The 14,769-nt window shown below is 70.0% G+C and carries 13 protein-coding genes; 3 read left to right on the top strand and 10 right to left on the bottom strand.

The window, feature by feature from the left end:
- Nucleotides 1–32 precede the first annotated feature (32 nt).
- The 10 genes from CYJ26_RS09635 to CYJ26_RS09590 form a co-directional block, all read right to left on the bottom strand.
- On the bottom strand, nucleotides 33–590 hold the full coding sequence (locus tag CYJ26_RS09635) for an NADPH-dependent FMN reductase (protein WP_006548881.1): 558 nt from the start codon (nucleotides 588–590) through the stop codon (nucleotides 33–35).
- 100 nt (nucleotides 591–690) lie between these two features.
- A complete protein-coding gene (ilvA, locus tag CYJ26_RS09630; RefSeq protein WP_006548879.1) occupies nucleotides 691–2,256 on the bottom strand; it encodes a threonine ammonia-lyase, biosynthetic in 1,566 nt (521 codons plus the stop codon).
- Between the two features lie 53 nt (nucleotides 2,257–2,309).
- A complete protein-coding gene (locus CYJ26_RS09625; protein ID WP_101638331.1) occupies nucleotides 2,310–4,052 on the bottom strand; it encodes an ABC transporter permease subunit in 1,743 nt (580 codons plus the stop codon).
- Complete coding sequence (locus CYJ26_RS09620; protein ID WP_180950885.1) at nucleotides 4,049–5,611, bottom strand: ABC transporter substrate-binding protein; 1,563 nt, start codon at nucleotides 5,609–5,611, stop codon at nucleotides 4,049–4,051. Before CYJ26_RS09620 ends, CYJ26_RS09625 begins: the two co-directional genes overlap by 4 nt.
- A complete protein-coding gene (locus CYJ26_RS09615) occupies nucleotides 5,608–6,498 on the bottom strand; it encodes an ABC transporter ATP-binding protein (protein WP_244902065.1) in 891 nt (296 codons plus the stop codon). Before CYJ26_RS09615 ends, CYJ26_RS09620 begins: the two co-directional genes overlap by 4 nt.
- Entirely contained in the window at nucleotides 6,495–6,830 is a 336-nt protein-coding gene (locus tag CYJ26_RS09610; RefSeq protein ID WP_006548872.1) for an ABC transporter ATP-binding protein, read from the bottom strand. Before CYJ26_RS09610 ends, CYJ26_RS09615 begins: the two co-directional genes overlap by 4 nt.
- 51 nt (nucleotides 6,831–6,881) lie before the next feature.
- A complete protein-coding gene (locus CYJ26_RS09605; RefSeq protein WP_101638330.1) occupies nucleotides 6,882–7,340 on the bottom strand; it encodes an ATP-binding cassette domain-containing protein in 459 nt (152 codons plus the stop codon).
- A gap of 87 nt (nucleotides 7,341–7,427) precedes the next feature.
- Complete coding sequence (gene ilvD / locus CYJ26_RS09600) at nucleotides 7,428–9,314, bottom strand: dihydroxy-acid dehydratase (protein ID WP_034236198.1); 1,887 nt, start codon at nucleotides 9,312–9,314, stop codon at nucleotides 7,428–7,430.
- A 257-nt stretch (nucleotides 9,315–9,571) separates the two neighbouring features.
- Nucleotides 9,572–9,979 carry an FKBP-type peptidyl-prolyl cis-trans isomerase gene (locus tag CYJ26_RS09595; protein WP_006548869.1) on the bottom strand — a complete coding sequence of 136 codons (408 nt, stop codon included), beginning with the start codon at nucleotides 9,977–9,979 and terminating at the stop codon, nucleotides 9,572–9,574.
- A gap of 29 nt (nucleotides 9,980–10,008) precedes the next feature.
- Complete coding sequence (locus tag CYJ26_RS09590) at nucleotides 10,009–10,932, bottom strand: Bax inhibitor-1/YccA family protein (RefSeq protein WP_006548867.1); 924 nt, start codon at nucleotides 10,930–10,932, stop codon at nucleotides 10,009–10,011.
- Nucleotides 10,933–11,260: 328 nt separating this feature from the next.
- On the opposite strand from CYJ26_RS09590, the gene CYJ26_RS09585 reads away from it, so the two are divergent.
- The 3 genes from CYJ26_RS09585 to CYJ26_RS09575 all read left to right on the top strand — a co-directional run bounded on the left by CYJ26_RS09585 (nucleotide 11,261) and on the right by CYJ26_RS09575 (nucleotide 14,735).
- Nucleotides 11,261–12,205, top strand: a complete 945-nt coding sequence (locus CYJ26_RS09585) for an ABC transporter ATP-binding protein (RefSeq protein WP_034236201.1) — start codon at nucleotides 11,261–11,263, stop codon at nucleotides 12,203–12,205.
- Between the two features lie 50 nt (nucleotides 12,206–12,255).
- Complete coding sequence (locus CYJ26_RS09580; RefSeq protein ID WP_101638329.1) at nucleotides 12,256–13,113, top strand: ABC transporter permease; 858 nt, start codon at nucleotides 12,256–12,258, stop codon at nucleotides 13,111–13,113.
- A 92-nt stretch (nucleotides 13,114–13,205) separates the two neighbouring features.
- The gene (locus CYJ26_RS09575) at nucleotides 13,206–14,735 is read left to right on the top strand and encodes a sensor histidine kinase (RefSeq protein WP_034236203.1); all 1,530 of its coding nucleotides are present in this window, start codon (nucleotides 13,206–13,208) and stop codon (nucleotides 14,733–14,735) included.
- The last annotated feature ends 34 nt before the right edge of the window (nucleotides 14,736–14,769 follow it).

The following is a 14,769-nucleotide window of genomic DNA, read 5'->3' as shown; positions in this document are numbered from 1 at the left end:
CGTCGGGACGGCGTGCGCGCCCCGAGCCGGGCTCAGCGCAGGGAGGCCAGGGCCTGGCTGCGGGCGACGACGGCCTCGGTCTGCTTCTCGACCTCGCCGTCGTGGTAGGCAGCAGGCTTGAACACGCTCATGTTCTCGAAGTCGGTCGGGATGGACAGGATGACCTGGGCGTTGACCGTGGCCGCCTCGAAATTGGCCAGGATGAGACGCAGCTGCTCGGCGGCGCGCACACCTCCGGTGAAGCCGTAGGAGACGATACCAACACCCTTGTGAGCCAGCGAGGCCGGAGTGAGGAAGTCGAGGGCGTTCTTCAGGGAACCCGGGATGGAGTGGTTGTACTCGGGGGTGACGAACAGGACGCCGTCAGCCTCGCTGATCGCCTGCAGCCACGGCTGGGCCTTGGGCTCCTTGGGGGCCGCCATGGCGGTGGGCAGCTCCTCGGCGAACAGGGGCAGGTCCAGCTCACGCAGGTCGACCACCTGGGCCTCGACGCCCTCGACGCTGGCGGCCTTGCCAGCCACCCACTCGGCGACCTGGGCGCCGATCCGGTTGGGACGGACAGAACCGATGACGACGGCGATCTTGGCCATGACGAACTCCTTAGCACGAAGAATTAATTGATCCGTAAACTACTTTAAGTCGTGATGAGTCCCCACGCAAGTATCAGCTCATCAAATAATCCTGCAGGCCTCACCGCGCCAGGAAGAACTGGGCTGAGGGATCCTGGCTCTCGTCCCGGTAGGCGTAGCCCAGCTGGTCCATATGAGCCACCAGGTCCTCCAGCTCACCGGCCTCCTGCCCGGTCTGGAAGGCGCACAGGATCCGCCCGTAGTCCGCACCGTCGGTGCGGTAGTGAAAGAGCGTGATGTTCCAGCGCGCGCCCAGGACCTCCAGGAAGCGCACCAGCGCGCCGGGAGCCTCAGGGAACTCGAAGGAGAAGAGCCGCTCGGTCACCCCCACCGGTGCCCGCCCACCGATCATCGAGCGCACGTGCACCTTCGCCAGCTCGTCATCCGTCAGGTCGACCACGGCGTAGCCCGCCCTCTCCACGTCCGCCACGATCTCGGCGCGCTCCTCACGCCCACGGGTCAGCCGCACACCCACGAAGATGCGCGCCGGCGTCCCTGGCTCAGCCGAGGCCGAGACACGGTAGTTGAACTCCGTGACCGCGCGCCCGCCCAGCACGGAGGCGAAGCGCAGGAACTCGCCCTGGACCTCAGGGATGTGCACCCCGAGGATCGCCTCCCGCTGCTCACCGATCTCGCTGCGCTCACAGATATAGCGCAGCTGATGGAAGTTGAGGTTCGCGCCCGAGAGCACACAGGCCAGCCGCTCGCCGCGGATCGCGTGCTCCGCCACATACTTCTTCAGACCCGCCAGCCCCACGGCACCGCTTGGCTCGGGCACCGCCCGCAGGTCCTCGAACAGGTCCCGCACGGCAGCGGAGACCTCGTCGGAGGAGACCGTGACGACGTCGTCGAGAAGGGCCGAGCACATGCGGAAAGTCTCATCCCCGATCCGCCTGACGGCCACGCCTTCCGCGAACAGACCCACTCGCTCCAGCGTCACCGGCTCACCCACCGCCAGGGCGGCCGTCAGGCAGGCCGACTCCTCGTGCTCCACGCCGATCACCCTGACCTGGGGCATGAGCTGCTTGATGAGCACGGCGACCCCGGAGACCAGACCGCCTCCGCCCACCGGAACGAACACGCGATCGAGCTCGGCGTCCTGCTGGATCATCTCCAGGCCGATCGTTCCCTGTCCCGCAATGACGCGAGGATCGTCGAAGGGCGGGATGAAGGTGCGTCCCTCCGCCTCGCAGAGCCTGCGAGCCTCTGCCTGGGCAGCGTCAAAGTTGTCCCCGAAGAGCAGGACCTGGCCGCCCAGCTCGCGCACGGCGTCGACCTTGATCCGCGGGGTCACCACCGGCATGACGATCGTGGCGCTCACGCCCAGCAGCGCGGCCGAGCGCGCCACGCCCTGGGCGTGGTTGCCCGCCGAGGCGGTGACCACGCCACGCGAGCGCTCGGCATCACTGAGCGCGCGCATGGCGTTGTAGGCCCCACGGATCTTGAAGGAGTGCACGGGCTGGAGGTCCTCGCGCTTGGCCTCAACGGTGTTACCCAGCCGAGCGCTCAGTCCCGCCATGACCTGGAGCGGGGTGTGCTGCGCCGCCTCGTAGACAGGGGCTCGCAGCACCTCCCGCAGGTATCGGGCGGAGTCCCAGGTCGTGCCATTGCTTCCGAGCTCGTTCACGCGCCCAGGGTAGCCGTGGCGCACCGGAGCGGGCCGCGCTGGTCCAGCGTGCGTCACCGGACCCGGCTGGTGGCCAGCGCGCTGACAGCCAGGGCCACGAGGGCCAGGGCGGGCGCCCCGGCCGCCCAGGGCGCCCGCTCCAGGTAGGCCAGCCCCTCGGCCAGCACCAGCCCCCACTCAGGGGAGGGCGCCTTGGCGCCCAGGCCCAGGAAGCCCAACCCGGTCAGGGCCAGGGCCACCCCCGGCAGCCGCAGCGCGGCGTGCCGGACGAGCACCGGGACGACGGCGGGCAGCACCCGGGTCAGCGTCGTCAGCCAGGAAGGCTCCCCGAGCGCCGGCGCCATGACGACGTCGGGCCGCTCTCGCACCGAGCGCATGAGGGCAGCGGCGTGGGCACCCAGCGGCGCCCAGGACACGCAGGCCACGGCCATCGCCGCACCGTGCCGGCTGGGACCGGCCACGGCGGCGACGACGAGCCCCGCTAGCACCGCGGGGACCGCGTTGCCGACCTCGACCAGCCCTGTGCTCGCCCGCGGGAGCAGACCCGCCAGGATCCCGATGACCAGGCAGGCGCCGGTGACTACCACCGCGCTGCTCAGTGTGGCGACGGCGCCGTGCGCCACCCGGGCCAGGAGGTCGCGGCCGAGCGCATCCGCCCCCAGCGGTAGCGACGCCGTCGGCCCGGCCAGGCGGGAGGCGACGACGGCGTAGGGGTCACGGCCGGCTCCCAGGAGCATGAGGACCGCCAGGCCACCGCTACCGGCCAACGCCAGGACCAGGGACGTTCGGCCACTCGGCTGCGCCGGTGGTGCGGCAGCCAGGGACCCTGTGCCGTCGGCACCCCCAGCCAGCCCTCGTCGCAGGGGCGCTGGCCGCGCTCCTGCGACGAGGGCGACCAGGAGGAGCAGGAGCATCCCGGCCTGGAGCGCCGGGACGTCCTGGGCGCTGGCCGCGCCAAGAAGCGCCCGCCCCAGGCCGGGGACCGCGAAGACCTTCTCCACCGCCACGCCGGCCCCGGTCAGCCCGACGACGACCAGCGCCACCTGCCCGAGCAGGGGGACGAGGGCCTGGTGAAGGACTGCCAGGACGAGCCGGCGTCCACGGATACCTGCCGTGACCCACGTCGTCACCCAGTGCTGGCGAAAGACCTCCGTGACGGCGTCGACCGCGAGCGCGCCCAGCAGCCCGCCCGCCGGCACGCCCAGACTCACGACCGGCAGGATGACCTGCTCGGCCCGCCCCCAGCCGTAGGGCGGCAGCCAGCCCAGACCGACGCACACGCTCAGCACGAGCACGGGCGCGAGAAGGTAATCCGGCAGGGCGGTCAGGGCAGCGCCGAGCGCACCCGAACGTCGTCGCTGCCGACCAGCCAGCCCGTCACGCAGGGCCGGGACCATGAGGCCGACGGCGATGAGAAGCGCCAGCGCCATCGCGGCCGCCATGAGCGTAAGGGAGACCGCCAGCGCCTGACCCGTCCCATGGGCCACCGGCTGCCCGGAGACCCAGGAGGTGCCGAGGTCCCCGTGGGCCAGCCTGGCCAGCCAGTGACCGATCGTCGCCCACGGCCCGTCCTGGATCCCGAGGCGACGGCGTAGGGAGGCCACGACCTCCTCAGTCGCCTCCCTCTCCGTGCTGGAGGCCCGCAGGACCGTGAGCGCCGGGTCGTGGCTCGACCACCAGGGCATGAGACCGATCCCCAGGAGCACCCCGGCTACCGCCGCCACACGCGAGAGCAGGACCACCCCGTCCGCGCCGCGTGCCAGCCGCGTCAGAGACGGAAGAGCGGGCGCCGTCATGCCAGACGCGTGCTCGTCGTCACGAGCTCCCGCTCCCGCGGATCGCGCTGGGCCTGCTTGACGGTGGCGGCCTCGCCGTGCAGGACCCGCTCGTGCAGCAGCGGCACGGCCGCCCCACAGGCAAGGATCTTCTCCTCCGCCCGCATGATGAGATCCTGACGCTCCTGCCCCACCGGCAGGTCCCCCGCCCGGTCCACCTCGTCGTCGGACAGGAAGGACAGTGAGAAGGACCCCGTGCTGGCTAAGTCAGAGACCATGTAGGCCACGGGGTCGCCTGAGTCGAGGACGGTGGCCCGTGACAGCAGGAAGACGTCGAAGCGTCCGGCCAGCGCGTCGGCCTCGATCTGTGCGTACTCCCGTACGTCGGTGGCCACGGTGAAGCCGGCTGCCTCCAGCTGCTGGGCGATCACGACCACGGCCTCGGCCAGTTCGGGACGGTCGGAGTAGCTGCCGATCGTGATCGCCGTTCCCGGGGCGACCGTCCCGGCCTGCTGCGCTCCCGGCACCAGGCCACGCGCTGCGGCTCCCTGCGCCCCGGCGTAGGGCTGAGAGCCCCAGCCGCGTCGAGGTGCCGCCCAGCTGAGCGCCGGGCCGAGCAGGCCCGCTGCCACGTCGGCGTGGCCCTCGTACATCGTGTCCACCAGCGTCCCCGGATCGACGGCGTCGCGCACCGCGGCGCGGACGGCAGGATCGCTCATGGGCCCGCGGGCGGTGTTGAGGTAGAGCGTGGCCGTGCGAGGCATGGGAACCTCGTGGACCAGGGAGGGATCGATGGTCGCCGCCTGGGAGACCGGGACCGCCTCGACCAGGTCCGTCTCGCCTGAGCGCAGGGCGGCAGCCCGGGCCGTGCCGTCCGGCACGAAGGTGACGTCAATCCCCTCCAGCGTGGCCGCACTCCCCCAGTAGCCAGGAAAACGGTCGAGGGTGGCTCTGGCGGTGCCGTCCACCGCCGTCAGCACGAAGGGGCCGGTGCCGTGCCCCACGGGATCCACCGGACCATCCGCCCTGCCGTCGGGGGGATAGGCAGCCGGGGAGAGGATCGCCAGCTGGGGGCTGGTCAGGCGCTGAGGCAGGAGGGCGTCCGGCTCCGCCGTCGAGACCACCAGGTCCGTCCCGTCCGCCCGCACGCTCATGCGCACACCGTCGAGGATCCGTGGCGGGACGCTGTAGCCCGCCGCGTAGGCCAGACTGGCTGCGGCATGGTCGCTGGTCATCTCCGTGCCGTCATGGAAGGTCACGCCCTGACGCAGTGACAGTCGCCAGGTCAACTCGTCCTCGCGGCTCCAAGCGGTGGCCAGACCGGCCAGGATCCCGCCGTCTGAGTCGAGGTAGAGCAGGGTTTGTGCCGTCGCCCAGCGCGAGAGCTTGAAGGCGTCGTCGCTCAAGGGGCTCAGGCCCGAGCGCGGTGGCTGGAGCATCGCCAGGCGGAGGCGTCCGTTGGGAGCGGAGGCAGGGGAAGCGGTGCAGGCAGCGCCGCCGCCCGCCAGTGCCACGACGCCGGCGAGCGCGAGAAGCCGGCGGCGCGAGCACACGGGAGGGCATGTGGTCAAGACAGTCATCGTTCTCCTTGTCGGTCAGGGTTGGCGGGAGTGATCACATCGGTGGCGGGCGCGAGCGCGTCCAGCAGCGCCCGGGAGGCTCGGTGGCCTGGGGCGTTGAGCAGCTGGGAGGTGGCAACGTCCTCGACCACGCGCCCCGCCTCCATGACGAGGGTGCGTTCGCACAGCCGGCAGGCCGCACCCAGGTCGTGGCAGACCATGAGCAGGGCAGGCCCTTGCTCAGGCGGCGCCGCACCGCCGGGCTGGGCGGCGCCGCCGGCCTTGCCAGGGCTGCCCGGCCGGGCTAGGTGGGCCAGGAGGTCGGTCACCATGCGCCTGGTCGCTGGGTCCAGCCCGGAGAGCGGTTCATCCATGAGCAGGAAGCGCGGGCTGACAACCAGGGCCCGCGCGATCGCCACGCGCTGGGCCTGGCCTCCCGAGACCTGGTGGGGATAGCGCCTCCACAGGCGGTCCGGAAGGTTGACGGACATGAGCTGGTGCGCCGCCATCGCCTCACGCTCCTGGCGCCCGTCGCCGAGGCCGAGGTAGCGCAGCGGCAGGAGGACCTGAGAGAGGAGGTCGCGCCGCGGGTCAAGACTGGCGGCCGGGTCCTGGATGACGTACTGCACCGCCTTGCGGTAGGCACGTCGGCCAGTGCCCGCAAGCCGGGCGCGAGTCAGCGGCACGCCGTCGAGCAGGATTCGTCCGCCGCCATGGCGACCGGGGCGATCCAGGAGAGCCAGAGCCCGCAGCACGGTGGTCTTGCTGCATCCTGACTCACCCACGAGGGCCACTCGCTCGCCCTGCGAGACGGACAGGTCCACGTCCTGCACCACCGTGCGCACCCGGCCGCCAGGGCCGGCGTAGGAGCGCACGAGCCCCTGCGCAGCGAGGGCAGAGGCCGTCACCTTCCCACCGCCCGGCGCCGGGATCCCTGAGGCTGACGCGCTCGCGGCCGTGCCCCAAGCACGGCGTCGCGCTCCTGGCGCCAGGCGTCCACGAGCCCACGAGTCACGCGGTGGCGCGGAGCGGTCAGGAGCGTCGAGGCCGCGCCGGTCTCCACGACCCTGCCGCCGTCAAGCACGAGGACCTGGTCGCAGGCCTCGGCAACGGTGCAGTCGTGCGTGATGAGGATGAGCGCCGGGACCAGGCCGCGCATCTGAGCACGCAGATGGTGCAGGAGGCGCACGAACCTCGCCCGGGCGACGGAGTCGAGGGAGCTGGTTGGCTCGTCGGCCACCAGCGCGATCGGGCTGGCCGCCAGGGCCAGGGCCAGGGCCGCGCGCTGGCGCTAACCACCGGACATCTGCCCCGGAAGGCGCGGCCACAGCAGCCGGTCAAGACCTGCCTCGCCCATCACCTGCTCGCCACGCTCACGTGCACGACGACGGTCCGCCCCTGCCGCCCGGGCCGCCCCAGTCACCTGGGCCGCGATCGGGAGCAGAGGGTGGAGGGCCGTCGCCGGGTCCTGGCGCATGAGGCAGACCCGGGCCGAGGCCTGTCTCCTGGAGGCGGGCTGGTCCAGCACCTCGTGCCCGTTGATGGTCAGCGACCCTGTTGCAGCCAGGCCTGCCGGCAGCGTGCCCGCGATCGCCGCACCGGTGAGGGACTTCCCGGCGCCCGATGCTCCCAGGATGGCCAGAGATCCACCCTGCGGCACGCAGCACCCCACCCCGGCCAGCAGGAGCTGAGGTCGACTGCGGCGAGATGCCTGCGTCATCACCCGCAAGTTGTTGAGAATGATTGTCACACAGGGAGACTATATCTACATGATACTCATTATCAATATAAGCGGAGACCCCAGTCTCGCGCGCGACTGGGGCTGCGAGCCTGAGGCTCAGTAGCGCGGCAGCTTGGACTTGTCCCGCACCGCACCAAGGTCCGCGCTGGTGGCGAGCATGGCGTAGGCACGCAGGGCCGTGGAGACCTGACGGGGCCGCTCCACGTGCGGGGACCAGGCGGCGTCTCCTCGCTCCTCCTCGGCCTGGCGACGGCGAGCGATCTCCGCCTCGTCCACCATGAGCTCGATGCGGCGCGCGGGGATGTCAATCTCGATGCGGTCGCCGTCGTGGACCAGACCGATGAGGCCACCAGCCGCAGCCTCCGGGGAGACGTGGCCGATGGACAGGCCTGAGGTGCCGCCAGAGAAACGGCCGTCGGTCAGCAGCGCGCACTCCTTACCCAGGTGCATCGACTTGATGTAGGTGGTCGGGTAGAGCATCTCCTGCATCCCTGGGCCACCACGCGGACCCTCGTGGTTGATGACCACGATGTCCCCGCTCTTGACCTTGCCACCCAGGATCCCCTCGACGGCGTCCTCCTGGGACTCAAAGACCACAGCCGGTCCGGCGAAGGTAAGGATCGAGGCGTCCACGCCAGCGGTCTTGACGATGCAGCCCTTCTCCGCGATGTTGCCGAACAGCACGGCCAGCCCGCCGTCGGCGGAGTAGGCGTGGTCGATGTCGCGGATGCAGCCGCTCTCGCGGTCGGTGTCCAGCGACTCCCAGCGCGAGGACTGTGAGAACATCCGGGTCGTACGCACGCCAGCAGGGGCAGCGAGGTAGCGGGTACGAATCTGGGGGCTCACATCCGAGCCCGGCACGCCGTCGGCACCCGGACGGGCGATGTCATAGGCGGCCAGGGCGTCAGCGAGCGTGGAACCGAGCACGTTGGAGGTGGAGGTGTCCAGCAGCCCACCGCGGTCGAGCTCGCCAAGGATGCCCATGATGCCGCCGGCACGGTGGACGTCCTCGACGTGGTAGAGCGCGGTCGAGGGAGCCACCTTGCACAGGTGGGGGACGTGACGCGACAGGCGGTCAATGTCCGCCATGGTGAAGTCGACCTCCGCCTCCTGGGCGGCAGCCAGCAGGTGAAGCACCGTGTTAGTGGAACCACCCATGGCAATATCCAGGCTCATGGCGTTCTCGAAGGCCGCCTTGGTGGCGATCGAGCGCGGCAGGACGGAGGCGTCGTCGTCCTCGTAGTAGGCGCGGGTGATGGCCACGATCTGGCGTCCCACCTCGGCAAAGAGCTCACCACGGTCGGAGTGGGTAGCCAGCAGGGAGCCGTTCATCGGCAGGGCCATACCCAGGGCCTCGGTGAGGCAGTTCATCGAGTTGGCGGTAAACATACCCGAGCACGAACCGCAGGTGGGGCAAGCCAGGCGCTCGATGGCGTCAACCTCGGCGTCGGAGACCGTGGGGTCGGCGGAGTCCATCATCGCGTCGATGAGGTCAAGCTTGCGGGTCGCCCCGTCCGCGGTTGTCATCTTTCCCGATTCCATCGGGCCACCGGAGACGAAGATCGTCGGGATGTTCAGGCGCAGGGAGGCCATGAGCATGCCGGGGGTGATCTTGTCGCAGTTGGAGATGCACACCAGGGCGTCGGCGCAGTGGGCCTGGACCATGTACTCCACCGAGTCAGCGATGAGGTCACGACTGGGCAGGGAGTAGAGCATGCCGTCATGGCCCATGGCGATGCCGTCATCCACGGCGATGGTGTTGAACTCCTTGGCGATACCGCCGCTGGCCTCGATCTGCTCGGCCACAACCTTGCCGACGTCGCGCAGGCCCACGTGACCGGGGACGAACTCGGTGAAGGAGTTGGCGATCGCGATAATCGGCTTGCCGAAGTCGGCGTCCTTGACGCCGGTGGCGCGCCACAGGGCGCGGGCACCAGCCATATTCCGTCCGGAGGTGGAAGTGGCGCTGCGATAGCGAGGCATGAGTGCTCCTGACAACGTGTGCTGAAAGCTGGTCTCAGGGTAGTGCGATTCCAACGGTCGGGACGCGCGAGGGTCATCACGCGGACCAAGGTGAACCTCACTCATGACCTTCGGGAGCTCCCGTTCTCCTTCATCCTTTGCGTGCGCCCCGGACATACACGCGAAGGGCCGATCACACCGTCAGGACGAATGTGGGTGGGCTGACCATGACTGGCATGGTCAGCCCACCCACAGGACGTCGTTTGCCCTCAACGGGCTCACATGACGCCGAGGATCTCCGTGACGAAGACGAGGGTGTCCCCACCCTTGATTCCGGCCTGCGGCACGCCGCGCTCGCCGTAACCCAGCTCGGAGGGAATCGACAGCAGGACGCGTGAGCCCACGCGCTGGCCGACCAGGCCGTCGTCCCAGCCGCGGATGACCATGCCGACCCCGATCTGGAAGTCCAGCGGGGCGCCACGGTCGTAGGAGTTGTCAAAGACGTCGCCGTTCCAGGTCTGGCCCAGGTAGTGGCAGACGATGTGGTCTCCGGCCTCGACGACCTGGCCGTCACCGGCGTCGAGAACCTGGATCTGCAGGCCCTCGGGAGCCTCATCGGAGGGGAAGGTGAGAACCGGCTTGGTGCCCTTCGCGCCGTCAACGGCGGGCATGTGCGTGTTGATCATGGTCTCAGCCTACGGGACCGCGGTCGCGGTCAGTCGTCCCCGCGCAGGATCGCCAGGATCCGCAGAATCTCCACGTACAGCCACACGAGCGTGACCGTGAGGCCAAAGGCCCCCGCCCAGGCGTAGCGGGTGGGCAGTCCCCGCTCAACCCCACGCTGAATGGACTCAAAGTCCATGGCCAGGCTGAAGGCGGCCATGACCACCGCGAGCGCGCCGATCACCAGACCCAGCGGGATACCCGCCACGGTCACTCCGCGCAGGCCCCAGGGGTCGGAGACCACGCCAGTGACCATGAGGAGGAAGTTGACCAGGCTGAAGATGAGGTAGCCGCCCATGGCGAGCAGGAGGATGCGGGCAGCTTTGCCGCTGACGCGGAAACCAGCCACCTTGTAGGCCGCCAGCATGACGGCGAAGACCGCGAGGGTACCGAGCACCGCCTGCAGCACGATGCCGGGGTAGGCGAGCTCCATGACACCGGAGAAGGCACCGAGCATCGCCCCCTCGCAGGCGGCGTAGGCCAGGATGAGGACGGGACTGGGCTCACGCTTGAAGCTGTTGACCAGGCCGAGCACCAGTGCACCGATGGCGCCCGCCATCATGACCATCATGCCGATCCCGGAGGTCGCCGGGCTGGTCGCCAGGTTCCAGGTCAGGGCGCCGACCGCGACGATGACGCCGAACATCGCGGCGGTGCGCATGATGACGTCGTCATAGGTCATGCGGCCGCGGTCCACGTTCACGGCCGACGGCGCCGCGTACTGCTGCTCCAGACCAGCCACCTGCTGCGGGCTCACCTGCCCGTACCGGGCGGCCTGCTGGCCGCTGGTGGCCGTCTGGCCCACGCGCCCTGGCTCGTACCCAGGCATCGTCGGGTAGCCGTGCGGGGTGCGCTCGACGACGGCGGTGCCGCCCTCCTTAAAGGCAGGGCTGCGATCGAAGTAGGGGTTGCTCATCTGGCAGTGTCCTCTCTCCTTGGGGACGGGCGTCGTCGCGAGGCGGCGAGCAGTGCCGCCGTGCCTTGGTCAACGCGTCCATCATCCCGGAGATTCCTGGGAGCGTCCTGAACCGCTGCCCGTACTCCTCCTTCAGGAGGACTCCTCCCCCACCTGACGAGGAGGAGCACCCTCCTCCAGGTTCGTCACCCGGGGCGATGGCTCCCACTTGCCCCGTTCCTAGGCTGAGGCCATACCGAGGGCACCGGGAGACAGACGGCCACCACAGCGGCCCGCCTGCCCGCCCTCCCCACCTACCTACTCACCCACGAGGAACGATCGGACGATCATGATCGAAGCCACCGGCCTGACCAAGCGTTACGGGAACAAGACCGCAGTCGACAGCATCTCCTTCACCGTCCAGCCGGGCACCGTCACAGGCTTCCTCGGCCCCAACGGTGCCGGCAAGTCCACCACGATGCGCATGATCATGGGCCTGGACAAGCCCACCTCCGGCACCGTCAAGGTCAACGGCCGCGCCTACCGGGACCTGGCGGCGCCGCTGTGCGAGGTCGGCGCCCTGCTGGACGCCAAGGGTCTGCACGGCTCGCGCTCGGCCCGCGCGCACCTGACCCAGCTGGCCGTGTCCAACGGCATCCCCACCACCCGCGTGGACGAGGTCCTGGAGCTGACGGGGCTCACCCCCGTGGCCAAGAAGCGCGTCAAGGGCTTCAGCCTCGGCATGGGCCAGCGCCTGGGCATCGCCGCCGCTCTTCTGGGTGACCCCCAGGTGCTCATCTTCGATGAGCCCGTCAACGGCCTGGACCCCGAGGGCGTGAAGTGGGTGCGCGAGACCTGCCGCAACCTCGCCGCCGATGGCCGCACGGTCTTCATCTCCTCTCACCTCATGAGCGAGATGGCCCTGACCGCTGACCACCTCATCATCATCGGCCGCGGCAAGATCCTCACCCAGGGCCCGGTCCAGGAGGTCATCGCCTCGGCGGCCTCGGACACGGTCCGCATCGTCAGCCCCTCCGCCCCGGCCCTGGCCGAGGCCATGAGCCGCGCCGGCCTGGACGTGCGGTCCACCGGTGCAGACTCCCTCATGACGACGGCGCCCGCCGCCCGCGTCGGTGAGATCGCGGCCGCCCAGGGCATCGTCCTGCACGAGCTGCACACCCAGCACGCCTCGTTGGAGGAGGCCTACCTGGAGCTGACCGGCGGTGAGGTTGAGTACGCCACCGGCCAGGCAGGCCAGGCTCCCGCGATGGCCCCGGCCGCCACCCACGCCTGAGACAGGCCCCCTCATCCCGCCCACGAACTGATCTCGGAGAAGACACGACCATGACCACCTCCACCACCGCTGCTCCTGCCGCCCGAGGCGCGCGCTCCTCCCGCTCTTTACGTATCGCCGGCCGCCAGACCTTCTGGCGCGCCGTGCGCGCCGAGTGGCTCAAGCTCACCACCCTGCGCTCGACCTGGATCTCCAGCCTCATCACCCTCCTGATCACCTCTGGCATCGGCGCCGCCATGGTCATCATCGGCTCGGACCCCGAGAAGATGGGGGACCAGTCCTGGCATTACATGATGGTGGGCACGACCTTCGGCCAGATCGTCGTGGCCGTCATGGGAGCGCTCATCGTCACCGGCGAGTACTCCTCGGGCCAGATCCGTTCCACCCTCGCAGCGATCCCGCGCCGCTCGCGCTCCTTCTGGGCCAAGGCCCTCACCATCGCCGTGTGGTCCTTCCTGCTGGGTGCCGTCTCGATCCTGGCGGCCTGGGCCATCTCAGCGCCGCTGGTGCAGGGCGAGCCTGTCTCCCTGGGACGCACCGAGTTCCTCGGCTACGTGTGGGGATCCGGCCTGGCCTACGCCGGTATCGCGCTGATGTCCCTGGGACTGGGCTTCCTCCTGCGCTCCACCGCCGGCGCGATCACGGTGGTCACGGTCCTGCTGTTCGTCATCAACATCCCGCTCAGTCTCGCAGGAGGCGTCTGGAGCTGGGCTCGAAAGGCCATGGAGTACACCCTGAGCCAGGTCTCCACCGCAGTCGTCGACCCCTACTCCACCCAGGTCGCCTGGGCAGGTACTGAGGGCTCCAGCCTCTCCCTGACCCACGCCCAGGGAGTCCTGGTCTTCATCGCCTGGTGCGTCATCCCGCTGCTGGCCGGTTGGCTGGCCTTCTCCAAGCGCGACGCCTGAGCCTGGCAGGCACTGCCCACCGCCACGATCAGCTCCTGACCACCACGGGTGGCGCCACGTCGGCCATGCTCCGTTCGGGCCACAATGACCCCATGCCACCAACCGAGGACGACCTGACGACCGTCTCCCCCACCGCCACGCGTCTCATGCGCTGGCAGGAGCGCCACGCCGCGCTGGCAGACGCGCTGCTCGCCCTGGTCATCCTCGTCCTGGGCCTGCCTATGGGCGAGCCAGCCGCCCAGTGGGCGATGACGGCCTCCCAGGGCGGCTGGCTCGCCCTGACCTACGCCATCTGGGCGGCCTGCAGCCTAGGACTGGCACTACGGCGTCGGCTACCGATCCTGACCTGGGCAGTGGTCACCTTTACGCCGCCTGCGCATCTGGTCGCCAGCCTGACAGTCTTTGACCTCCAGGGCGCTGACGCCGCCGCGGCGAGCCAGGCCCTGACCGCCGTCATCGTGCTTGGCACACCGCTGAGCCTGGCGACCCTGGCCACCCGCTACCGCATGGGCTGGGCCTGGGCGGCCTGCGCCGTGTCGATCCTGGCCTGCGGCGCGGTCAGCTCCAGCCTGCTGCCGCTGGCGCTCATTGACGTCATCGGGACACTGGTGGGCATCATCCTGCGCATTCAGCACGCCCAGCTCGTCCAGGTCCGCGAGCGATCGGCGAGACTGTCCCTGGCTCGTGAGCAGACGATGATGCTGGCCGCAGCCAACGAGCGCAGCCGCATCGCCCGCGAGATGCACGACATCATCGCCCACTCCCTCGCCGTCATGATCACGATGGCCGACGGCGCCGCCGCCGCGGTGGACCGCAACCCGCAGATGGCCAAGCAGGCCCTGACAGTCCTGGGTGACACCGGGCGATCGGCCCTGGCTGACACCCGCCGGCTGGTCGGTGTCCTGCGTGACGACCCGGGCGCCTACTCGGCCCCGCAGTCCTCCGCCGCCGAGAATCCTGCCGGCGACCTCGCCTCCCACGACGCCAGCCCCACGCGGGCGGCAGGCGAGGCGACGGGCCCCCTGCCCCCACTTCCGCCGTCGACCGGCCCGCTGCCGGTGGTGCGAGAGCTTCCGGTGCCCGAGTTCGCCCCGCCCGACACCGTGGCATCCAGCGAGCCGAGCCAGCCGATCGCCGATCTTCGCCGTCGTGCCACCGATGCCGCCCAGGACTGCACCACCGGTGAGATCCCGATGGCCCCGGCACCCGAGACCGCGGACCTGGAGGCCCTGGTCGAGCGCTTCCAGGCTGCCGGGGTCCCGGTGTCCTACACGTGGACCGGCGCCGCCCTGCCTGAGGACAAGGGCCTGCAGCTCACGCTCTTCCGTATCGCACAGGAGTCGATGACGAACATCCTGCGCTACGCCCCCACCACCAAGGACGTCCAGGTCACCGTGCAGCGCCACACGGGCACGGTGGTCCTGACCGTCACCAACGAGGCCGCCCCAGGCGCCACGCCGATGCACGGCTCGGGTAAGGGACTGATCGGCATGCGTGAGCGGGCCTCCGTCTATGGTGGGACCGTTGATGCTGGACCAACACCCACCGGCTGGCAGGTTCGTGCCGTGCTGCGCTGGGACGAGGACGACGAAGGGACTTCACCTTGGCAGCTGCCGCTCTGAACGAGAACGAGCCGGCCCAGGCGCAGACGCAGGC

This window comes from Actinomyces urogenitalis, assembly GCF_002861525.1.
Classification (GTDB): domain Bacteria; phylum Actinomycetota; class Actinomycetes; order Actinomycetales; family Actinomycetaceae; genus Actinomyces; species Actinomyces urogenitalis.
Note: the sequence above shows the minus strand (reverse complement) of the source record. Positions and strands in the feature narration are given on the sequence as shown.